The sequence below is a fragment of the Paraburkholderia sp. CNPSo 3272 genome, from assembly GCF_024206495.1.
In the GTDB taxonomy this organism is placed as follows: domain Bacteria; phylum Pseudomonadota; class Gammaproteobacteria; order Burkholderiales; family Burkholderiaceae; genus Paraburkholderia.
In genome coordinates this window covers 289,548-310,939 of the sequence record NZ_JAMBPQ010000001.1, presented here as the reverse complement: position 1 = coordinate 310,939, position 21,392 = coordinate 289,548, and the positions used below count along the sequence as shown (strand labels likewise).

The window sequence follows — 21,392 nt, the reverse complement described above, 5'->3', positions numbered from 1 at the left end:
CTCACGTCTCGAAAGGATGACCATGTCCAAAGAATTTGACGTCGTCGTGATCGGCGCCGGCCCCGGCGGCTATATCGCGGCGATCCGCGCCGCGCAGCTCGGCAAGTCGGTTGCGTGTATTGAAAAGTGGAAGAACCCGGCCGGCGCGCTGAAGCTCGGCGGCACCTGCCTGAACGTCGGCTGCATTCCGTCGAAGGCGCTGCTCGCCTCGTCGGAAGAGTTCGAGAACGCCCAGCATCACCTCGTTGACCACGGCATCAGCGTGGGCGACGTGAAGATCGACGTCGCGAAGATGATCGCCCGCAAGGAAGGCATCGTCGAGAAGATGACGAAGGGTATCGAATTCCTGTTCCGCAAGAACAAGATCACGTGGCTCAAGGGCCACGGCAAGTTCACCGGCAAGAACGAAGCCGGCGTGCAGATCGAAGTGAGCGGCGAAGGCGAAACCGAAGTCGTCACGGCGAAGAACGTGATCATCGCGACGGGCTCGAAGGCACGCCATCTGCCGGGCATTCCGGTCGACAACAAGATCATCTCCGATAACGAAGGCGCGCTCACGTTCGACAGCGTGCCGAAGAAGCTCGCCGTGATCGGCGCAGGCGTGATCGGTCTGGAGCTCGGCTCGGTGTGGCGCCGTCTCGGTGCCGACGTGACGATCCTCGAAGCGCTGCCGGAATTCCTCGGCGCGACTGACCAGGCGCTCGCGAAGGAAGCCGCCAAGCTCTTCAAGAAGCAAGGCCTCGACATTCACGTTGGCGTGAAGGTCGGCGAAGTGACGACGACCGACAAGAGCGTCACGATCAACTACACGGACAAGGACGGCAACGCGCAGAAGCTCGAAGCCGACCGCCTGATCGTGTCGGTTGGCCGCGTGCCGAACACCGACAACCTCGGTCTCGAAGCGATCGGCCTGAAGGCCAACGAGCGCGGCTTCATCGACGTGGACGACCACTGCGCGACGAGCGTGCCGAACGTCTATGCGATCGGCGACGTGGTGCGTGGCCCGATGCTCGCGCACAAGGCCGAAGACGAAGGCGTGCTGGTGGCCGAGATCATCGACGGTCAGAAGCCGCACATCGACTACAACTGCATTCCGTGGGTCATCTACACCGAGCCGGAGATCGCGTGGGTCGGCAAGACGGAGCAGCAGCTCAAGGCGGAAGGCCGCGACATCAAGACGGGCCAGTTTCCGTTCATGGCGAACGGCCGCGCGCTCGGCATCAACAAGGCCGATGGCTTCGTGAAGATGATCGCCGACGCCAAGACCGACGAGCTGCTCGGCGTGCACATCATCTCGGCCAACGCATCGGACCTGATCGCGGAAGCCGTGGTGGCGATGGAATTCAAGGCTGCCGCCGAAGATATCGGCCGCATCTGCCATCCGCACCCGTCGCTGTCCGAAGTCATGCGCGAAGCTGCACTCGCCACTGACAAGCGCGCGCTCAACATGTAAGCGCCAAGGGCAGGGCGGCCGATTTTTTTGGCCGCGCTGCCCCGCAGTACCCAGCATCACGTACGGAGGCGGGTGGGCGTTTGCTCTCCCGCCTTTCCTCATTTGCGGCCCAGAAAATGAACGTCACCGAATACTACGAAAACGAACTGCAGAAGCGGGGATACAAGCCCGATACGGCGCAACGCGCCGCGATCGACCGGCTGCAGCGGTGCTACGACGAGTGGGTCGCATACAAGTCGCGGCGTTCCAACGCGTTCAAGAAGTTCCTCATTCACCCGGACCTGCCGCGCGGCGTGTACATGTGGGGCGGGGTTGGGCGCGGCAAGAGCTTCCTGATGGACAGCTTCTATGCTGTCGTGCCGCTGCAGCGCAAGACGCGTCTGCACTTTCACGAGTTCATGCGCGAGGTGCACCGTGAGCTCGAAGAGCTCAAGGGCCAGGCCGATCCGCTCGACGAACTCGCGCGCCGCATCGCCAGGCGTTATCGGTTGATCTGCTTCGACGAATTCCACGTCTCGGACATCGCCGACGCGATGATCCTCTACCGTCTGCTCGACCGTCTCTTCGAGAACGGCGTGCAGTTCGTGATGACATCCAACTACGATCCCGATCTGCTGTATCCCGACGGGCTGCATCGCGACCGCATGCTGCCTGCGATCGAGTTGATCAAGAGTAAGCTCGACGTGCTCAACGTCGATGCGGGCGTCGACTATCGCCAGCGCACGCTCGCGCAGGTCGAGGTTTATCACACGCCGCTCGGCGCCGCCGCCGACAAGGCGTTGCGCCACTCGTTCGCGGAGCTTGCCGCCGTCCCCGACGAAAGCCCGCTGCTGCGCATCGAAAAGCGCGAACTGAAGGCGCTGCGCAAGGCCGACGGCGTGGTGTGGTTCGATTTCGCGACGCTTTGCGGCGGTCCGCGCTCGCAGAACGACTATCTGGAGCTGGCGAGCCGCTTTCACGCCGTGATCCTCTCCGGCGTGCCGCAGATGACGCCTCGTATGCAGTCCGAAGCACGCCGCTTCACCTGGCTCATCGACGTGTTCTACGACCACAAGGTCAAGCTGCTGATGTCGGCCGCGGTGCCGCCCGAGGAACTCTACGTGGAAGGCCCGATGGCCAACGAGTTCACGCGCACGGTGTCGCGCATCGTCGAAATGCAGTCGAAGGAATATCTCGAAACGCCGCGCCGCATCGTCGATACGGCCCTGACCTGAGCGCGCGGCGCCTGCGCCGCACGGTGCGAGCCGTGAATCGCGCGGGTCACCCTTTTCAAGATTCGGACTCGTCTGATATGGACGGCGAGGGCGAGTGGATATCGTTTGTCAGCACACCCTCTGACAAAGGACCTTCCATGACCCCGCATCGCGATATTACCGACGAAGAATGGCAGCGCGTGATGCTGCTCCTGCCCGAACTGCGCCCGCGCACCGAGTTGCGCGGCCGGCCGCTCGCCAATACGCGCTCGGTGCTCAACGGCGTGCTGTGGGTCCTGTATAGCGGTGCGAACTGGTCGGCCATGCCTCGCCGCTACCCCGCGTATCAAACCTGCCATCGCCGCTTCAAGACCTGGCACTACAACGGGGCGCTCAAGCGTGTGATGGGCGAATTGTTCGGCGAAGACGGCGTGAGGTTGTGCGACACCATCGAAACGCGCATGCGCAAGCACGCGAGCCGTACGGAAAAAGCGGCGCGCAGGCAGGAAGCGGCGCGCAACGCGCCGCGCAATTCGCCGTTCGTGTCGGTGGCGAGCGCGTCCGCGCAGTCGCAGCCTTTCAACTATCGTTCCGTATATCGCCACACGGCGTAATACGGGCGCTTACGAAGTCCGGCCGAAGCGGCTCGTGTGTGCGCTTCGGCCAGTCTCGTCTCTCAGGTCCCCTTGCCGGTTTGTGCGCCGGTCCTCAGGTCGATCCACTCACTCATCCACTTACTGCTGACGCACCCACGTCTGCGAGCGGCCGAGCAGCGAAATGCCCATGTAGCCGCGCACGACTAGCTTCTGGCCGCCGTCTTCCGTATGCATCTTGCAGCGGTACACCTTGCCGTTCTCAGGGTCGAGAATGTGGCCGCCGTCATACCCTTCAGCGGTTTTCTTCATGCTGTCGATGATCGTCATCCCGAGGATCGGCTGGTCCTTGCGCGAGTCGCTGCAGGCCGTGCAGCGCCGGTCGGGCTGATCATTCGCGCCGAGTCCCTTGATGACCTTGCCGCTCAGATCGCCATTGGCGTCGGCGCTGATCTGGACGAGCGCTTTCGGCTGGCCGGTGTGATCGTCGATGGTCTGCCAGACGCCGACGGGCGTGTCGGTTTGAGCGTGCGCGGCGAGGGCGCCGCACAGCAGTGCGCTCGCAAGCGCGACATGGCGCGCCGCGCGTCCGATGACTCGATTCATGTCTTCCTCCACTGATGTTGTTTGTCGTTTCGATGCCGTCCTTGCGCCGTGCCTGGCACGCCGCAAGGTCAGGGCAGGATACTGGAAAGCACCACGCGCGTTTGAGAGAAGGAACTCTAGTTTGGTCGGCCTCTTTGCCGCGCTGGACCAAAACGGCTGGCGATGCAAGGCCACCGCGCAATTCCCAGGAAATTCTTGCTATGTGTTGTGGGAAAAGACACGTAATCGGCAAATTTTCCAGGAGGGTCCCGAAACGCGTGAAAGTGAGTAATAATTGTGCCGATTTGTAAAAATTAGAACTGTTCAAAGCAGGTACTACATGGACTACAAGTGGAGAGTTCGTCGCACCGCCATGGCGGCGCTGGTATTAATCGGGGGAATCGGTACTGGCTGCGCACAGACGCCGCCTGACAATTCAGCAGCAGCGAATGCAGCAGCGGCGCCCGTAGCACAGACCACCGCCGCACCCGCAGTGCAGGACGAGCAGGCCGCGACCCCTGCGCTGCCTTTGGCAGCGAGCCAGGCGAGCGTGCTCACGCCGGATGAAGCGAAGCAGAACGCCGCAGGCAACGTCGCCGAGTTGCAGCAGATGCTGCGAGGCTCGGAGCTCGCCGAGCTGCGCACGACCTACACCGGTTCGTACGGCGCGAGCTTGCTGTTTTACGGCAAGGAAATGACGTACTACGTCACGCTGTTCCAGAACAAGACGTTTTGGCGCGTGATCAAGACGAGCGACGAGACGCGCGCCGAAGCCATCTATCGCGACTTCGCAGTGAAGTCGGGACAGCTCGCCGAAGTCGAAATCCGCCGCACGCGCCTCGAAGCGCAGAAGGCGTTCACGGACCGCATGATCGCGCTCACGCAGGACCACGCGAACCGTCTCCAGGCGGATCTGGCCATCGCGCGCGAGCAGCAGGCGCTCGTCGCGGACCAGCAGAAGCAGGGCCACGATCAGGCGAACGCGTTGCAGGCGCAGAAGACGGCCGCCCAGGCGCAACTGCGCACGGTTCAGCGTCAGGTGCGTGAACTGCAGCAACAAGTGGAAGGCGGTCTGCCGATCCGCTGATCGCCGGTAGGCGGTGCGGCCAGGGCACTCGCCCTACGCCTCGCCGTGCCACGGGTTGCGCGACAGATTGTGCGACGGGTTGTGCGACGGATTGTGCACACACGCAGATGCGGCACGCAAAGGCGGAGCGTCATGGGCGCTCCGCCTTTGTTCATGGTGCGATCGTCGAGGTCGCGCTCAGTGCTTGCCGTGGCGATGCGTGTCGCGGCCCTTGCGGGTTTCGTCTGCGGAATGGGGCTTCGGTTGAGAGCCGGTAGGCGATGGGTGGACGGCGATCGGATCGCTCGCGGGGAAGGTTTCGTCGAGCGCTTCGTCGAGCGGGTCTTGCTGCGAGGGTTGCGGGGCTTTTGGCTTGGATGCGCTCATGGCGGTCTCCGTGGCGATATGCGTCACGCCCAGAATAACGCAAAGCCAGAATCGTGATCGAGAGCCACGGCTGTCGGAGCGAGTCGGAAGACGGTGGAACGAACCCGAACGCGACTGCACCGCAGCTGTAGAAAACGCGCGCGCAAACAAGCGGGCGCGCCAAGGCGCGCCCGTACCGTTACTCGAGATCGGCGTGGCCGGCGTCCCGTCCAGCGCGCACGGCAGCCAGCAGTGGCTTAGCTGTTGCCCGAGCCTTCGCCGCCGTTGCCGCCGTTGTTCACCGCGCCGTAGAGGCGGCGGCGGCGCGTGACGACGACCGGGCCGTCCTGAGAGCCACGGTCATTGCCGGGGGCGCTCGGTGCGCCGGATGGCGCCGACCAGTTCTCGCGCGGCTCGCGCGATTCACGCGGTTCTCGTTGTTCACGCGGGCCATGACCGCCGTGACTGCCGTGCGGGCCGCGGCTCGTATGCTCGCCGTGCGAGCTGCGAGCGCCGCCCGGGCGCGGACCCGGACGGGTGCCGGTGTCGAGCTGGATGGTCGAAATGGCGCGCTTGTAGATGCCTTGCAGGCCGACGGGCGTGCGCAGCATCACCAGGTACTGATCGAACGACTCGATGCATCCGGTCAGGCGAATGCCGTTGACCAGATAGATTTCGACGCGCTTTCTTTCCTTACGCGCGGCGTTCATGAAGTCGTTTTGCGGGTGCGATTCTGCGGAAGGCATGGACTAGATTTGGCCAGGCGGCGCAATGCCGCAATCAGTTGGAAACGTTTGCTCGCCGCGATTCTACCTTGTGTCGGCGAAGCGCGCGTGCGGGAAAGTAAGCTTACTGCAGAACTATACCGGCTCGCGGCCGCGACCGCAGATTGACGAAAAATGCATCGCTGCGTCCCTTGTCGTCGGCTCCCGGGAAGCGGCGCGTCCGGATGACAGGTTGCGATGGGCAGCGACAGCGGTTTTCGGAAAGAGGCACTGCTGACGATCCGCCCGCGGGCTCTCAGACCCGCGCGACCTTTCGACGCGCACGCGCTCACTCACACAGCGTAGTCCATGACGGCGGCCCATGCTCGACCGATTCGAGGCCGGATCACACGCTTACACCATGGTTTTCGATCCGCTTGCGACGATTCTCGCGGTGCCCGGGGGCTTCGTTCCGTGCGGCGGCACACGCAAGGCGAAATCGCCGATTGCGCGGAATAAGCGCGCCGGCTGCAACGTTTAACGCGATATCGGCGATGAACTCATTGGGGGTGATCATGGAGCGGTTTCGCAAAGTTCTCGCGTGTCTCGTTTGTGTGGCGCTGGCAGGCGTCGCGGGCGCGGGCCTTACGGCCTGCAGCGACATGAATTCAGGCGGGGCGTCGTCGACCAGTTCGGGCGGCTCGTCGGGCGGCGGCTACTGAGCGGCGTGCGGCGTGTTGCGTCATCCGTCGCCGGAGTTCGAAACGCAGGTCGTGGCGCAGCTCGGGCCCATGCGCCGCTATGCGCGCGCGTTGACCGGCGACGCCGCATGGGCTGACGACCTCGTGCAGGACGCCGCGGAGCGTGCGCTCTCGCGCTGGACTTCGTTTCGTCCGCAGAGCAATCTGCGCGCGTGGCTGCTCACGATCCTGCGCCATCTGTACATCGATCAGTTGCGCGGCCGGCGCGAAATCGCCGTCGACGACGAAGCTGCGCCGTGGCGCACGCTCGAGGCGCCGCACGGCGAGGTCGACGGCCTCGTGCTGCGCGATTTGCAGCGCGCACTCTATGCGTTGCCGGCGGCGCAGCGCGAGGTGCTGCTGCTCGTGTGCGTGGAGGAATTGAGCTATAGCGAGGCGTCGACGGTGCTTGGGGTGCCGCCCGGCACCGTGATGTCGCGCCTGTCGCGGGCGCGCGAGCACCTGCGAGCGTTGCTCGATACGGGGCCGATGCAGGATCCGGGGCGCGATGCGGCGCAACGCACCACGCCGCTCAGGGTGGTGGGGACGCTACGATGAACGACGACGATCTCGGCCACGAACGCGATGGCGAAGGCGTGCCGCCTGCTTCGCCTGAGCCGGAAGAGGACCTCACGATGCTGGGCGCTTTCGTCGACGGCGAACTGCCAGCGGGCGAGAGCGAGACGCTGCAGGCGCGCCTCGCCGACGACCCGCGCGCGGCGGCCCGCGTCGCGGCGTATCGCGCGCAGAAGGCCGCGCTGCAGGCGTTGTGCGAAGGCGCGCGCGTGGCGGGCGAGGATGCCGCGCCTGGCGTCGCGCAAACCGCAGGCGGCGCGCCCGCCGTGCTCATCCTGCGTCCGGGCGTGCCGTGGTGGTGGCGCGCCGGCATCGCGGCGGCGTGGGTGGCGGTGGGTGCGGGGCTCGCGGTGGCGGCCACGGCGCTCGTGCCGCGGCTCGCGCCGGGCCTGGCTCCCGAACTGGCGTCCGTCTCGGCGCCGGCGGCCGCGCGCAGCGAAACGCCCGAAGCGTTCGCGCGCCGCGCCGACATTGCCTACGCGGTGTATTCGCCGGAGCAGCGCCATCCGGTGGAAGTGGGCGCGGCAGATGAGGCGCATCTCGTCGCGTGGCTCTCCAAGCGGCTCGGCAAGCCGCTCTCGGTGCCGTCGCTGGCCGAGTACGGCTATACGCTCGTGGGCGGGCGTCTCTTGCCCGGCAACACGGGGCCGGCCGCGCAATTCATGTTCGAGAACGATGCGGGCGAGCGCCTCACGCTCTACGTGGGCAGTTCGGCGAGAGAGCGGGAGCCCGTACGCCTCTTGCGCGACGGCAACCGCCGCACGTTCTACTGGAGTACAGAGCGCACGGGCTATGCGCTCTCCGGGCCGCAGACAGAGCCGAAGCTGCGCGAGATCGCGCTGGACGTATGCGGCGCGCTGGGCGGCAAGCCCGGGCAGTGGTGATGCGCGACGCCGGCGCAGCGCTCCCATGAGCGACGCCGCGCGCCATGCCGCGCCCACCTTGCCTCCCGGCATCGACGAGGCCCGTTTCGCGCGCGCGCTCGCCGCGTTCGAAGGCATCGTGGGCGCGCCGAACGTCTGCCGTGGCGGCGCAGCGCTCGAGCCGTATTTCGATCCGTTCGTGCCGCTCGCCGATGCCCATGCCTTCGCCCCTTCCGCTGCGATCCTCCCCGCGAGTGTCGAAGAGATCCGCGCGATCCTGCGCGTCGCGAACGAAACGCGCGTGCCGCTGTGGACCGTGTCCACGGGGCGCAACTTCGCCTACGGCGGCGCCGCGCCGCGTCTGGCGGGCTCGGTCGTGCTCGACCTGCAGCGGCTGAACCGTATCCTCGAGGTGGACGAGCGCCTGGCATGGGCGCGCGTCGAGCCAGGCGTGAGCTACTTCGATTTGCACGCGCATCTGCGCGAGCAGCATCTGCGCCTGTGGGTCGATCCGCCCGCGGCGGGCTGGGGCAGCGTGGTCGGCAACACGCTCGAGCGCGGCTTCGGCACGACTGCTTATGGCGACCACGCCGCGTCGCAGTGCGGCATGGAGGTCGTGCTCGCCAACGGCGACGTGGTGCGCACCGGCATGGGCGCGATCGAAAACGGCACGGCGTGGCAGCTCTACCGGCCGGGCTACGGGCCTTCGTTCGATGCGCTCTTTACGCAGTCGAACTACGGCGTCGTGACGAAGATGGGGCTCTGGCTCATGCCCGAGCCCCAGGCGTTCGTGATCGGCGAGATCCAGTTCGCGCGCGAGGACGATCTCGGCGTGCTCGTCGATACGCTGCGCGCGCTGCAGCTCGGCGGCACGATACGCCAGCACGCCGGGATCGAAGGTGCGATCCGCCGCGCCGCGAGCCTCGCGCCGCGCGCCCGCTGGTACGAAGGCGAGGGCCCGATGCCCGAGTCCGCCGTCGCCGCGATGCAGCGCGATCTGGGCGTGGGCCGCTGGAATATGCATTACGCGCTCTATGGCGCGCCCGAGGTGATCGACATGGAGCGGCGCATCGTCGAACGTGCGTTTGCCGGCGTGCCAGGGGTGCGTTTCTCGGCGCGGCGCTACGGCGCGGGCGACGAACCGCAGGGCGGCGCTGACCGCAATCTCGCCGGCATTCCGGCGATGAGCGCGTTTCGCATGCTCGACTGGCGCGGCGGCGAGGGCGCGCACGTGGACTTCTCGCCGCTGTGTCCCGCCGACGGCCGCGACGCGCTGCGACAGTACGCGCTCGTCAAGGCGCGGGCGGCCGAGTATGGTTTCGATTACTACGGCGGTTTCACGGCGGCGGGGCGCTATCTGCATCACGTATTCGCGGCGATCTTCGCGCGCGGGCGCCGTGACGACGCCGCGCGCGCGGGCGATTTGCTACGCGCGCTGATGAGCGACGCGGGCGCAGCCGGCTACGGCGTGTACCGCTCGCATCTGCTCTACATGGATTACGCCGCGGCGCAGTACGCCTTCAACGACGGCGCGCTGTTGCGTCTCGCGCAAACCGTGAAAGACGCACTCGATCCGCAGGGGGTGCTCTCGCCGGGCAAGCAGGGCATCTGGCCCGCGGCGTGGCGTGCGGAGCGCGGCTATACGTGATCAATTTAATCAAGACTGCGTAGCGTTTGGTAGCAAGGATTCGCAGAACGGATTGACGGGAAGGCGCACGGAGGACTCGATGAACAGGCGGGCTTTTCTCTGCGATGCAGGTGCCGTGGCGCTGTGCGCGGCATGGCAGGCGCATCCGCTCAGCGTTGCACTTGGCGAAAGCGTGCCTCGTGCGGGGGCAGTGTTGGATGCGCCAGGCGCCGTGGTATTCGACCCGGCGCTCGCGCAGGGCCGCGTGCTGGCGCGCGCCGCTGCGCGCGCGGGATGCGTTGTGTGGACCATCGGCGACGGCTGCGCCGACCCGGCCGATAGCGACATCGGCACGCTGTGGCACGCCAAGATCGCCCAGCGCCTCGCGCCCGGCGCGGCCTTGACTGGCGCGTTGCGTTCCTCGGACCGCTTCGTACTCGCGCGGCTCGCCAGCGCGCGCGGGGTGACGCTGTACGATTTCGCCTAGGTCGCCTTGGTGATAGCACATCGACATCTCATGTCTGCGGCTTGTTCGCCGCTTTCGCGATTTCTTCGTCGCGCAACTGGCGGCGCAGGATCTTGCCGATGGCCGATTGCGGCGGGGACGTACGGAACTCCACGATACGCGGCACCGTGTAGCCCGTGAGATGCTGGCGGCAGAACTGGATCAGCGCGGCTTCCGTGAGCGCGGGATCGCGCTTCACGATGAACAACTTCACGCGCTCGCCCTGTACCGGATCGGGCACGCCGATCGCCGCGACCTCGCGCACGCCGGGATGCATCGCCACCACGTCCTCGATCTCGTTCGGATACCGCGCGCCGTGCGGGCGTTCAAATCAGCAAAAAAGGCCGTGCGGGCGAACCCGGCACGGCCTTTCATCGTGTTGCTGCGGTTCGGCGTTACGGGGCCGCCGCGTGCGGCACGTCAGACGCCGACACCTCTTTCGCGCTCTGCGTCATGTCGATGCCTCGACGTTCGCGGCTGAACGGGATCAGCACCGCGATCACGATGGCGACTGTGCCGGCGACGATCGCCATGGCCATCGAGTAGTCCTGGTTGTGCGTTTCGGCGAGCGACGCCTGCAGCGTGGCGTTCACAGAAGCGAACAGGTTACCGAGCTGATAGACGAGTCCCGGGAAGGTCGCGCGCACTTCGTCAGGCGAAATTTCGTTGAGGTGAACCGGAATCACGCCCCAGGCGCCCTGCACCGAAATCTGCATGAGGAACGCGCCGAGCGCGAGCAGCACCGGCCCTTGCGAGAATGCCCACAGCGGCAGCACCGGCAGCGCGATCAGCGCGGCGATGAAGATTGCCTTGCGGCGGCCGATACTTTCGGAGATCCGACCAAAGAAGAGGCCACCCACGATCGCGCCGATATTGAGCACGATGGTGATGATCGAAACCGTGTGCGGATCGAAATGATGCTGTTCGCGCAGGAAGGTCGGATACAGATCCTGCGTGCCGTGCGAGAAGAAGTTGAACGCCGTCATCAGCACGATGGCGTACACGGAAAGCTTCCAGTTGTGCTTGAGCGTAGCGAGCAGGGTCGGACGCGCGCGCTTTTGCAGCTCCTTGAAGGCCGGCGACTCGGGCACGTGCATACGCACATAGACCACGAGCAGCGCGGGCAGCACGCCGACGAAGAACATGCCACGCCAGCCGATGTACTGATACAGCACGCCGAACACGATCGAGGCGAGCAGATAGCCGCTCGGGTAGCCCGCCTGCAGCAGCCCGGAAATGATGCCGCGCGACTTGGGCGGAATGGTTTCCATCGTGAGCGCCGAGCCTACGCCCCATTCGCCGCCCATCGCGACGCCGAAGAGCGCACGCAGGACGATGAAGGTCGCGAGGTTGGGCGAGAAGCCCGTGAGCAGTTCGAGTATCGAGTAGCACGCGATGTTGATCATCAGCGTGGGACGGCGGCCGTATTTGTCGGCGAGGCGGCCGAATATCAGCGCGCCGAGCGGGCGCATGGCCAGTGTCAGCGTAATGGCAAAAGCCACTGCCGGGATTTTGGTGTTGAATTCAGTGGCGATGTCTTTCAGAACGAAAACCATCAGAAAGAAATCGAATGCATCGAGCGTCCATCCGAGGTACGCCGCGATCGTGACGTTCTTCTGTTCACGCGTCCAGCTCATGTTGATTGTTCTCCTGTGATACTGGGGCAATGCCATGTCTCCTGTCGATCGCCAGGGGCGCTTGCGCACCTCGCGCGATCTCATGCATGTCTCGGCATTGCCTTGTGTGGCTTGGTTGTGTGGCTAGAGGCGGCCCCCCGCAACGGGCTACGCGCCAGCAGTGTACGCCCGGCATTAAACATTTGCATGCATCTTGACGGGAACCCGTAGTAATCCCTGGGGAATTCAACTAAAGGCGATAGCTTTTTGTTTTATTCGTAATTTAAATGTAATTGAATCGAAAGTAATGCAGTCGGCAAGTGAGTTAATCGATGCGCATGAACGAATGCAAATGAGCGGGCATTTGCCCGCTCGTTTGCATTGAGAAGTCGCACGTCGACCGTCGTGTGCGCTATCGAACCGCTGCTGCTCCGCCGTTGTGCCGGTCACTACACCCGGCGATGCAACGCGCCATCAGAAGATATTGCGAAAGCCGACGGCGACGCCGGTCTGGTTGTTGCGACCCGGGAAGTCGGCCGTTGCCGAGCCGGTGCCGCGCATGAAGTCGACCGTGCCATACACTTCGGTGCGCTTGGACAGCGAGTATTCGGCCAGCAGTACTGCCGAGTAGCGCACGCCGGTGCTGAGCGTCACGCCGTCTTCATTCAGGCCGTTCTTTGCGTGGTCGTAGTAATACGCTGCGGTCAACTGCAGCGGCGAGCTGACCTGCCACGTTGCGCCGGCATAGAGACCGTTGTCGATACGGTTGGTTTTCGTCACGGGCGTCATGAAGTTGATCGCCGCAGGGGAATTCGCGGCTGCCATGTACTGGTCGACCACGCCCGTATTGTCCTGGCCCCACAGCCAGCCGCCGTACAGGTGGACCGGACCGAGCGCATAGACTGCGCCGAGGTTGGCCACGCGGTACTTGTTGTTGTGTGCGTCGCTATTCTGCTGATAGCCCGCGAGCAGCGAGACCGGGCCCGCTGCGTAAGTAGCCGTGAAGCCGTACATGTTGCTCGCGCCGACGCTGCCCGCAACGCCGCCGAAACTGTACATGCCTTCGACTTCGAGGCCGCCGAACTTGCCGTCGTACTTGACCGAGTTGTTCTCACGCAGACCGTAGCCGAGTGCGCCCGGCAGCCAGCCGTCCTGGTCAAAGTTGCCAACGGTCAGCGGGTCGAAGGTGTTGCCCAGTTGATCGAACAGGGGCGTGTTCTGACGGCCCATCGTGACCGTGCCGTACTTGTTGCTCGATAGCCCCACGTACGCCATCCGGTTGAACAGCGTGTTCGAACTCGCCAGCTGGCCGTTCCAGAGGTTGAACCCGTTCTCGAGGCGGAACACGGCCGAGAGGCCGCCGCCCAGATCCTCGGAACCCTTCAGGCCCCAACGGCTGCCGGTGATCGGGCCTTGCGTCATCTGCAGCTCGTTGTCGTTGTGCGCGTTGGCGTTCGTGAGGTAGCGGATGCTGGTGTCGACGATGCCGTAGAGCGTGACCGAGCTTTGCGCGAAGCTGTGCTGGCAAGCCAGTGCGAGGGCGAGGCCGCCGACGGCCGATGCGATCTGGGTGTGTCTCACGATGGGATCCTTTTCTTCTGCTGCGTGTTGTAAGTTTCTCGGACCGCCGGGGTGCCGTGGCTCGAATTTTTCGTATGCGGGGCCAGTGGATGCTGGCCGGGGGCCGATGATAGACGCTTGGTGAAGGGGTGAAAACGCTGGCTGTCGCGCGATTGCAACGGTTGTGCGCGCAATTAACTCCCCGCATGTTTGTTTTTCAGCCTACCCAACCCGCATATGGCCGGTGGCAAAAGCACAAATACCGTTTAATGAACGGTCGTGCTTTTCCCTATTTTCCTGACTACAGGGCCTCGCTAGAATCGTTGGCATCTCATCGCGTTCCGCAAACCGGAACGTCGGCCGGTCGACAAGACATCAAGGAGACGAAAGCATGCGGGTCAGGGAAATGTTCGAGCTGGGCGGTCAGGTCGCACTCATCACCGGCGGCTCGCGCGGGCTGGGTTTGCAGATGGCGCAGGCGCTCGGCGAGATGGGCTGCCACGTCGTGATCACGGCGCGCAAGGCCGACGAACTGGGTGAAGCGCTGAGGCATCTGCAGGGGCTCGGCATCAAGGCGACCACGATCGTGAGCGACCTGCAGCGCGCCGAGGCCGTGAAGCCGCTCGTGGACGAGACGTTGGCAGCCGGCGGACAGATCGATATTCTCGTGAACAATGCGGGCGCCACGTGGGGCGCCCCCGCGGAGGACTATCCCGACGAGGCGTGGCACAAGGTCATGAACCTGAACGTGACCGCGCCGTTCTTCCTCGCACGGGAAGTGGGCAAGCGCACCATGATCCCCCGCCAGCGCGGCAAGATCATCAACGTGGCTTCCATTGCTGGCCTGAAGGGATCGCTCGGGCCCATGCAGACCATCGCGTACAACACCTCGAAGGCGGCGGCCATCAATTTCACGCGTGCGCTGGCTGCCGAATGGGGCAAGTACAACATCAACGTGAATGCGATCTGCCCGGGCTTCTTTCCCTCGAAGATGTCGGCTGGTCTGCTCGACAAGCTGGGGCAGGTGGTGATCGACCATACGCCGCTGCACCGTCTCGGCGACGACGACGATCTCAAGGGCGCCGTGGTGTTTCTCGCGAGCCAGGCGTCGCGGCATATGACGGGCCAGTATCTCGCCGTGGATGGCGGCGCGAGCATCGTCTGATTGCGCATGGTAAGTGGCGCCAGCCCTCAGCGAGCGGTTGGTGCCTACGTTCTTCACAAGTCTTGCCCGACGGAGCCCGCCATGTCCACGTCCGCCCCGACGCTTTCCGCACCTTCGCCGTCATCACCGCAGCCGGCCTCGCCACACTGGCCCGCGCATCTTTCGCCGCATCTGAGCATTCCGCAAACGAACCTCTTCTATAACGCAGAGGTCTCGGCCGCGCGCTATCCCGACAAGCCGTTCATCGTCTTCTACGACACGCCCGTTACGTTCGCGCAGTTCAAGGACGAGGCCGAGCGTGTAGCCGGCTATCTGCAGCAGGAATGCGGCGTGAAGGCCGGCGACCGCGTGCTGCTCTACATGCAGAACAGTCCGCAGTGGGTCGTCGCTTACTACGGCATCCTGCGCGCGAACGCCGTGGTGGTGCCGGTCAACCCGATGAACCTCACCGAGGAGCTCACGCATTACGTGGAAGACAGCGGCGCGAGCACGGCTTTCGTCGCGCAGGATCTCTACCCGCGTATTGCGCCGCTCGTGCAGGAAGGCGAGGGCTTGAGGCACCTGCTCGTTGCCACGTATAGCGACTATCTGAGGTGCGAACCGTTTTCGCCGCCTCCCGAATTCGTGGGCGCGCCGCGCTCCGTGAGCGGCCCGGGCGTCGCGCACTGGGCCGACGTGCTCGAGGCGCGCTGCGTGCCTGGAGCGCTGACTGCCGGCCCCGACGACCTCTGCGTGATGCCGTACACCTCGGGCACCACGGGCAAGCCCAAAGGCTGCATGCACACGCATCGCAGCGTGATGGCGACGGCCGTGGGCGGCTGCAACTGGTTCGGAAGCAATCAGGACGCCGTACAACTTTCGGTGCTGCCGCTCTTTCACGTAACCGGCATGCAGGGCGGCATGAACAGTCCGATCTACAACGGCTCGACCGTGGTGTTGCTGCCGCGCTGGGATCGCGACGCCGCGGCGCGTGCCATCGAGCATTACCGCATCAACGGCTGGCAGGCGATCTCGACGATGGTGGTGGACTTCATCTCGAACCCGCGCATTCACGAGTACGACCTGTCGAGCCTCGCCTGGATGCGCGGCGGCGGTGCGACGATGCCCGATGCGGTCGTGAAGAAGCTCAAGGATCTCACCGGGCTCGACTTCGTCGAGGGTTACGGCATGTCGGAGACCATGGCGGGCACCCATATCAATCCGCCGCAACGTCCCAAGCCGCAGTGTCTCGGCATTCCGGTATTCGACGTCGACTCGCGTGTGATCGATCCGATCACGCTGGAGGAGGTGCCGCCAGGCGAGTCGGGCGAGCTGATCATGCATGCGCCGCAGGTGATGCAGGGCTATTGGCGCAACCCCAAGGCGACGAGCGAAGCGTTCATCGAACGCGACGGCAAGCGCTTCCTGCGTACGGGCGACCTCGTGCGGCGCGACGAAGAAGGCTATTACTTCATGACCGACCGCCTCAAACGCATGATCAACGCGTCGGGCTACAAGGTCTGGCCGGCCGAGGTGGAGGCGCTGATGTACCGGCATCCGGCGATCAACGAGGTGTGCATTATCGGTACCCAGGACGCGCGCCGCGGCGAGACCGTGAAGGCCGTCGTCGTGCTCGATCCGAAGCAGGTCGGCAGCGTGAACGAAGACGACATCATCGCCTGGGCGCACGACAACATGGCCGCGTACAAGGCGCCGCGCATCGTGCAGTTCGTGGACACGCTGCCGAAGTCGGGCAGCGGCAAAATCCTGTGGCGCAAGCTGCAGGAAGAAGAGGCTGAGGCGCGCGGCAACGCCTGAGCCCGCAAGCCTGCGCGGCTTCCCTTCGTTGTGCTCGAATTTCGAACCCGTCTGGATAGCGTGCTAGCGCGCTATCCAGACGGGTTTCGTCGTCATGGGGTTCGCACTTTCGTGCGTGCGCCTCAGGCGCCGGCAAGCGCGGGCAACCCGCCTTCGCGCCAATCCTGCTCCATCGCGGCTGCCGTGCCCCATTCCTGTGACCCGCGTTGAGCGGGCGCGGTCAGTGGCCATTCACCGGGCGCCTGCGCATTCTTGCGAGCAAGGATCGCCTCGCACAGAAAATCCATGCTGTACGCCTTCAGCAGATGCGGGTGATTCGTCTCGATATAGGCGGCGACGCGCGCATGTTCACCGGCAATCGATGCGAGCGAGTGGAGCGTGCGCGCATCCCAGCGAAAACGCAGGCCTAGTTCGGCAAATGCCGTATTGAATGCGCATAGCTGCGCTTGCAGTTGACGATCGTGGCGGGGGTCCAGGTGGCTCATGGCTGTCTCCTCATGTCGAGTGGCGTGAAGCAAGAGTAGAAGCGCAAATTAATAAACGATAGTTAAAGTTTTTTTCGAAAAACATAAGCAAAGCTGTATGGATTGCGGATGACCTCGCGGACCGAGTGCCCCCCAGTTCGCGTAAACCCCGCTTAGCCACGAGCGTCGCACTGATATATTGTATTGGAAATATGAAATTTCCAGCAGCCTCCAGCTAAGCAGAACATTGGAGACAAACGACCGATGTCCGCCGAAAGAGAACTCGTCACCGCGCCGCCCCCGGTCACCTTGACGCTGGAGCCGATCAACGCAAGCGCTTCGCTGCGCGATCAGGCTTACGCGAAGCTCAAGCAGGCCATTGCCGCAACCGACATCTACCGCTCGCGAGACGAGATCCGGCTAGACGAAAAGGAATTGACCGAGAAGCTCGGCGTGAGCCGAACACCGGTTCGCGAAGCGATGACGCTGCTGGAGCAGGAGGGCTTCCTACGCACGGTGCCGCGCCGCGGCGTTTACATCCTGCGCAAAACGCGCAAGGAGATTGTGGAGATGATCTATATGTGGGCCGCGCTCGAAAGCATCGCGGCGCGCCTCGCGACGCAGCGCGCCTCGGACGGCGACATTGCGGGTCTGCGGCGCATGTTCGCGACCTTCGGCGACTCGACGCCATCGGACCATATAGAGGAATACTCGGAAGCGAACATCATGTTTCACCAGTCGCTGGTGGAGCTATCGAAGTCGCCCATCATCGTCGACACCATCAAGAACATCTTCATGCATGTACGCGCGATCCGGCGCATGACTATCGCGCAGAGCGATCGCGCGTCGCGATCGATCGTCGAGCACATGCGCATTATCGAAGCGCTCGAAGCGCGCGACACCGAGCGCGTCGAGCAGCTCGTGCGGCAGCACTCGATCGAACTCGCACTGTTCGTGGAAGCCAACTGCGATTTTCTGGACTGAAACGCAGGCGCGCCGCGTCGAGCCGCCGGTTCATATCGGCTCGACGCATGAGGTAGCGGCATCGATACGCAGATCGTCTGAATGAGCGTCGCGATGTTGAAAGAAAGTTATGGAGTCCGTAACAAATTCGTCAGGATGCTTGGGCCGATTGAAAGCGCTTGCCCATGGTGCGCCTCATCAAGTTGCCGCTGCGAGCGATCGTACGAGACCGCGACGATGCAGCGAGGCGCGACGCAGTGCAGCAAACGCGCGATGGGCTAAAAAACGCTTGACTAATATTGTGTGTGGAATATTGTATATCACGAATCACACAACGCCCCGCCAAAGAGGAGACGTCATGGCAGAAGCAGGCATCAACGAGGCACAGCAGAACCCTGTGCCCGAAGCGCAGCAAACGACCGATGGTTTCCATCTCGTCATCGACGCGCTGAAACTGAACGATATCGACACGATCTTCGGCCTCGTGGGTATTCCGATCACCGATCTCGCCCGTCTCGCGCAGGCCGAGGGCATGCGCTTCATCGGCTTCCGGCATGAGCAGAACGCCGGCAACGCCGCGGCCGTGGCGGGCTACATGACGAAGAAGCCGGGCATCTGCCTGACCGTCTCCGCGCCGGGTTTCCTGAACGGCCTCACGGCACTGGCCAACGCGACCACGAACTGCTTCCCGATGATCCTCATCAGCGGTTCGAGCGAGCGCGAGATCGTCGACCTGCAGCAGGGCGACTACGAGGAGATGGATCAGCTCAACGCGGCGAAGCCTTATGCCAAGGCGGCGTATCGCGTGCTGCACGCCGAGGACATCGGAGTCGGCGTGGCGCGCGCGATTCGCGCGGCCGTCTCGGGCCGCCCCGGCGGCGTGTATCTCGACCTGCCGGCCAAGCTGCTTGCGCAGACCATCGACGCGGTGAAGGCTCAGCAGTCGCTCATCAAGGTCGTCGACGCGGCGCCGCGCCAGATACCCGCACCCGATGCAGTGCAACGCGCTGTCGGCGTGCTCAGGAATGCGAAGCGTCCGCTGATCCTGCTCGGCAAGGGCGCCGCCTACGCCCAGGCCGACGCGCAAATCCGCGAACTGGTCGAGAAGAGCGGCATTCCGTATCTGCCGATGTCGATGGCCAAGGGTCTCTTGCCGGACACACACGAGCAGTCGGCATCGGCCGCGCGCTCGTTCGTGCTGGCCGAGTCGGACGCCGTGGTGCTGATCGGCGCGCGCCTGAACTGGCTGCTCTCGCACGGCAAGGGCAAGACCTGGGGTGCGGCCGCCGGACCTAAGCAGTTCGTGCAGATCGATATTGCGCCGACGGAAATCGACAGCAACGTCGCCATCGAAGCGCCGGTGATCGGTGACATCGGCTCATGCGTGGAAGCGCTCGTTGCAGCCCTCGGCAATGATTTCCCAAAGCCGCCGGCAGAGTGGCTCGACGCCGTGGCCGAACGCAAGAACACAAACCTCGAAAAGATGGCCGCGACGCTCGCAAAGAACCCGTCGCCGATGAACTTCCACAGCGCGCTGCGCGCCATCCGGGACGTGCTCAAGACGCGGCCGGACATCAACGTGGTCAACGAAGGCGCGAACACGCTCGACTACGCACGCAGCATCATCGACATGTACCAGCCGCGCAAGCGCTTCGACTCGGGCACGTGGGGGATCATGGGCATCGGCATGGGCTTCGCGATCGGCGCAGCGGTGACGAGCGGCACCCAGGTCGTGGCGATCGAGGGTGACAGCGCGTTCGGCTTCTCGGGCATGGAGCTGGAAACGATCTGCCGCTACAACCTGCCGGTCTGCACCATCGTGTTCAACAACAACGGCGTGTATCGCGGCACCGACGTCAACCCGAGCGGCGGCTGCGACGTCGCGCCGACGGTGTTCGTCAAGAACGCGCGCTACGACAAGATGATTGAGGCCTTCGGCGGCGTCGGCCATCAGGCGACGACGCCCGAAGAGCTCACGAGCGCGCTGCTCGAGGCGATCGCGTCGGGCAAGCCCACGTTGATCAACGCAGTCATCGACGAATCGGCCGGGACCGAAAGCGGCCGTCTCACGAATCTGAATCCGCAAAGCGCGGCCATGAAGAAATAAGCCCTCATAGATCAGGTAGACCAGGAGATACGACAAATGAGCAAACCCCTCGACGGTATCAAGATCATCGACTTCACGCACGTGCAGGCTGGTCCCGCCTGCACGCAGATGCTCGCGTGGTTCGGTGCGGACGTGATCAAGGTGGAGCGCCCGGGCGCCGGCGACGTGACGCGCTCGCAGTTGCGCGACATTCCCGAAGTCGATGCGCTGTACTTCACCATGCTCAACAGCAACAAGCGCTCGCTCACGCTCGACACGAAGAAGCCCGAAGGCAAGGAAGTGCTGGAAAAGCTGATTCGCGAATCGGACGTGATGGTCGAAAACTTCGGCCCCGGCGCGCTGGATCGCATGGGCTTCACGTGGGAGCGCATCAAGGAACTCAACCCGAAGATGATCGTCGCTTCGGTGAAGGGGTTCAGCGAAGGCCACCACTACGACGACCTCAAGGTCTATGAGAACGTCGCACAGTGCGCGGGCGGCGCGGCTTCGACCACCGGCTTCTGGGACGGTCCGCCCACGGTGAGCGCCGCTGCGCTCGGCGACAGCAACACGGGCATGCACCTCGCCATCGGCATTCTCACGGCGCTGATCGGCCGCGACAAAACCGGTAAGGGCCAGAAGGTGGCCGTGTCGATGCAGGACAGCGTGGTCAACCTGTGCCGCGTGAAGCTGCGCGACCAGCAGCGTCTGGAGCGCGTGGGCTTCCTCGAGGAATACCCGCAGTACCCGCACGGCACGTTCAGCGACGTCGTGCCGCGCGGCGGCAACGCAGGCGGCGGCGGGCAGCCGGGCTGGGTGCTCAAGTGCAAGGGCTGGGAGACGGACCCGAACGCGTACATCTACTTCACGGTGCAGGGCCACGCGTGGGAGCCGATCTGCCGCGCTCTGGGCAAACCCGAATGGATCGACGACCCGAACTACGCTACGGCGCAGGCGCGTCAGCCGCATATCTTCGACATCTTCGCGACGATCGAAGCGTGGCTCGCCGACAAGACCAAGTTCGAGGCGGTCGACATCCTGCGCAAGTTCGACATTCCGTGCGCGCCGGTGCTCAGCATGAAGGAAATTGCTAATGACCCGTCGCTGCGCGCGAGCGGTACTATCGTCGAAGTGCCGCACAAGGAGCGCGGCTCGTACCTCACGGTGGGCAGCCCGATCAAGTTCTCGGACCTGAAGCCGGAAATCACGGGTTCGCCGCTGCTCGGCGAGCACACCGACCAGGTGCTGGCCGACCTCGGCTACACGGCGCAGCAGATCGCGGCGCTGCATGAGGTGCGTGCGGTTTGAGTTCCGCATCGAGCTCCAGCAGCTGAACGCAGCACGCACGAAGCGGGCGCGGCCGACGCTGCGCCCGCGCAGCACCGCAATACCTGACCGGCAGGCAGGACGCCGCGCGGCATGTGCAATGCGTGCCGCGCGACGACGATAAACGACCCATCCCACATAGTC

General features: G+C 64.3%; 20 protein-coding genes and 1 pseudogene. 14 read left to right on the top strand and 7 right to left on the bottom strand.

Features of this window, described 5'->3' with window-relative positions:
* The first annotated feature begins 22 nt into the window (after positions 1 to 22).
* From lpdA to M3I53_RS01565, 3 genes are all read left to right on the top strand, one after another.
* Entirely contained in the window at positions 23 to 1,453 is a 1,431-nt protein-coding gene (gene lpdA / locus M3I53_RS01575) for a dihydrolipoyl dehydrogenase (RefSeq protein ID WP_254314223.1), read from the top strand.
* A gap of 116 nt (positions 1,454 to 1,569) precedes the next feature.
* Positions 1,570 to 2,667 (top strand): cell division protein ZapE, encoded by a 1,098-nt coding sequence (gene zapE / locus M3I53_RS01570; protein WP_254314222.1) that lies wholly within the window; start codon positions 1,570 to 1,572, stop codon positions 2,665 to 2,667.
* A gap of 137 nt (positions 2,668 to 2,804) precedes the next feature.
* Entirely contained in the window at positions 2,805 to 3,260 is a 456-nt protein-coding gene (locus tag M3I53_RS01565) for a transposase (protein WP_254314221.1), read from the top strand.
* A 120-nt stretch (positions 3,261 to 3,380) separates the two neighbouring features.
* Here the strand turns inward: M3I53_RS01565 and M3I53_RS01560 are convergent, their stop codons facing one another.
* Complete coding sequence (locus M3I53_RS01560; protein WP_254314220.1) at positions 3,381 to 3,845, bottom strand: DUF2147 domain-containing protein; 465 nt, start codon at positions 3,843 to 3,845, stop codon at positions 3,381 to 3,383.
* A gap of 319 nt (positions 3,846 to 4,164) precedes the next feature.
* Here M3I53_RS01560 and M3I53_RS01550 point away from each other — a divergent pair, with 319 nt between their 5' ends.
* On the top strand, positions 4,165 to 4,911 hold the full coding sequence (locus M3I53_RS01550; RefSeq protein WP_254314219.1) for a DUF2968 domain-containing protein: 747 nt from the start codon (positions 4,165 to 4,167) through the stop codon (positions 4,909 to 4,911).
* A 177-nt stretch (positions 4,912 to 5,088) separates the two neighbouring features.
* On the opposite strand, the gene M3I53_RS01545 is transcribed toward M3I53_RS01550, so the two are convergent.
* Together M3I53_RS01545 and hfq are read right to left on the bottom strand one after the other, a co-directional pair.
* Positions 5,089 to 5,277, bottom strand: a complete 189-nt coding sequence (locus tag M3I53_RS01545) for a hypothetical protein (protein WP_254314218.1) — start codon at positions 5,275 to 5,277, stop codon at positions 5,089 to 5,091.
* Positions 5,278 to 5,513: 236 nt separating this feature from the next.
* Entirely contained in the window at positions 5,514 to 6,002 is a 489-nt protein-coding gene (gene hfq / locus M3I53_RS01540) for an RNA chaperone Hfq (protein WP_254314217.1), read from the bottom strand.
* Between the two features lie 512 nt (positions 6,003 to 6,514).
* On the opposite strand from hfq, the gene M3I53_RS01535 reads away from it, so the two are divergent.
* The 5 genes from M3I53_RS01535 (at position 6,515) to M3I53_RS01515 (ending at position 10,253) form a co-directional block, all read left to right on the top strand.
* Entirely contained in the window at positions 6,515 to 6,682 is a 168-nt protein-coding gene (locus M3I53_RS01535) for a hypothetical protein (protein WP_254314216.1), read from the top strand.
* A 12-nt stretch (positions 6,683 to 6,694) separates the two neighbouring features.
* On the top strand, positions 6,695 to 7,258 hold the full coding sequence (locus M3I53_RS01530; protein WP_375542444.1) for a sigma-70 family RNA polymerase sigma factor: 564 nt from the start codon (positions 6,695 to 6,697) through the stop codon (positions 7,256 to 7,258).
* A complete protein-coding gene (locus tag M3I53_RS01525; RefSeq protein ID WP_375542443.1) occupies positions 7,255 to 8,160 on the top strand; it encodes an anti-sigma factor family protein in 906 nt (301 codons plus the stop codon). Before M3I53_RS01530 ends, M3I53_RS01525 begins: the two co-directional genes overlap by 4 nt.
* 25 nt (positions 8,161 to 8,185) lie before the next feature.
* A complete protein-coding gene (locus tag M3I53_RS01520; protein ID WP_254314215.1) occupies positions 8,186 to 9,787 on the top strand; it encodes an FAD-binding oxidoreductase in 1,602 nt (533 codons plus the stop codon).
* A gap of 79 nt (positions 9,788 to 9,866) precedes the next feature.
* The gene (locus M3I53_RS01515) at positions 9,867 to 10,253 is read left to right on the top strand and encodes a hypothetical protein (protein ID WP_254314214.1); all 387 of its coding nucleotides are present in this window, start codon (positions 9,867 to 9,869) and stop codon (positions 10,251 to 10,253) included.
* A gap of 28 nt (positions 10,254 to 10,281) precedes the next feature.
* Here the strand turns inward: M3I53_RS01515 and M3I53_RS01510 are convergent.
* The 3 genes and pseudogenes from M3I53_RS01510 to M3I53_RS01500 all read right to left on the bottom strand — a co-directional run.
* Positions 10,282 to 10,578 (bottom strand): annotated as a pseudogene (locus M3I53_RS01510) (long-chain fatty acid--CoA ligase); the annotation flags it as partial.
* Positions 10,579 to 10,666: 88 nt separating this feature from the next.
* Positions 10,667 to 11,908, bottom strand: coding sequence for an MFS transporter (locus tag M3I53_RS01505; protein ID WP_254314213.1), 1,242 nt, complete (start codon positions 11,906 to 11,908; stop codon positions 10,667 to 10,669).
* 453 nt (positions 11,909 to 12,361) lie between these two features.
* A complete protein-coding gene (locus tag M3I53_RS01500; protein WP_254314378.1) occupies positions 12,362 to 13,471 on the bottom strand; it encodes a porin in 1,110 nt (369 codons plus the stop codon).
* 367 nt (positions 13,472 to 13,838) lie between these two features.
* Between M3I53_RS01500 and M3I53_RS01495 the strand changes: the two genes are divergently transcribed.
* Together M3I53_RS01495 and M3I53_RS01490 are read left to right on the top strand one after the other, a co-directional pair.
* Positions 13,839 to 14,612 carry an SDR family oxidoreductase gene (locus M3I53_RS01495; RefSeq protein WP_254314212.1) on the top strand — a complete coding sequence of 258 codons (774 nt, stop codon included), beginning with the start codon at positions 13,839 to 13,841 and terminating at the stop codon, positions 14,610 to 14,612.
* 81 nt (positions 14,613 to 14,693) lie between these two features.
* Positions 14,694 to 16,409, top strand: coding sequence for a long-chain fatty acid--CoA ligase (locus M3I53_RS01490; protein ID WP_254314211.1), 1,716 nt, complete (start codon positions 14,694 to 14,696; stop codon positions 16,407 to 16,409).
* Between the two features lie 122 nt (positions 16,410 to 16,531).
* Here M3I53_RS01490 and M3I53_RS01485 read toward each other — a convergent pair whose 3' ends face one another.
* On the bottom strand, positions 16,532 to 16,894 hold the full coding sequence (locus M3I53_RS01485; RefSeq protein ID WP_254314210.1) for a hypothetical protein: 363 nt from the start codon (positions 16,892 to 16,894) through the stop codon (positions 16,532 to 16,534).
* A gap of 243 nt (positions 16,895 to 17,137) precedes the next feature.
* On the opposite strand from M3I53_RS01485, the gene M3I53_RS01480 reads away from it, so the two are divergent.
* From M3I53_RS01480 to frc, 3 genes are all read left to right on the top strand, one after another.
* A complete protein-coding gene (locus tag M3I53_RS01480; protein ID WP_254314209.1) occupies positions 17,138 to 17,857 on the top strand; it encodes a GntR family transcriptional regulator in 720 nt (239 codons plus the stop codon).
* Positions 17,858 to 18,194: 337 nt separating this feature from the next.
* Entirely contained in the window at positions 18,195 to 19,943 is a 1,749-nt protein-coding gene (gene oxc / locus M3I53_RS01475; protein WP_254314208.1) for an oxalyl-CoA decarboxylase, read from the top strand.
* A 36-nt stretch (positions 19,944 to 19,979) separates the two neighbouring features.
* A complete protein-coding gene (frc, locus tag M3I53_RS01470) occupies positions 19,980 to 21,230 on the top strand; it encodes a formyl-CoA transferase (RefSeq protein ID WP_254314207.1) in 1,251 nt (416 codons plus the stop codon).
* Positions 21,231 to 21,392 lie beyond the last annotated feature (162 nt).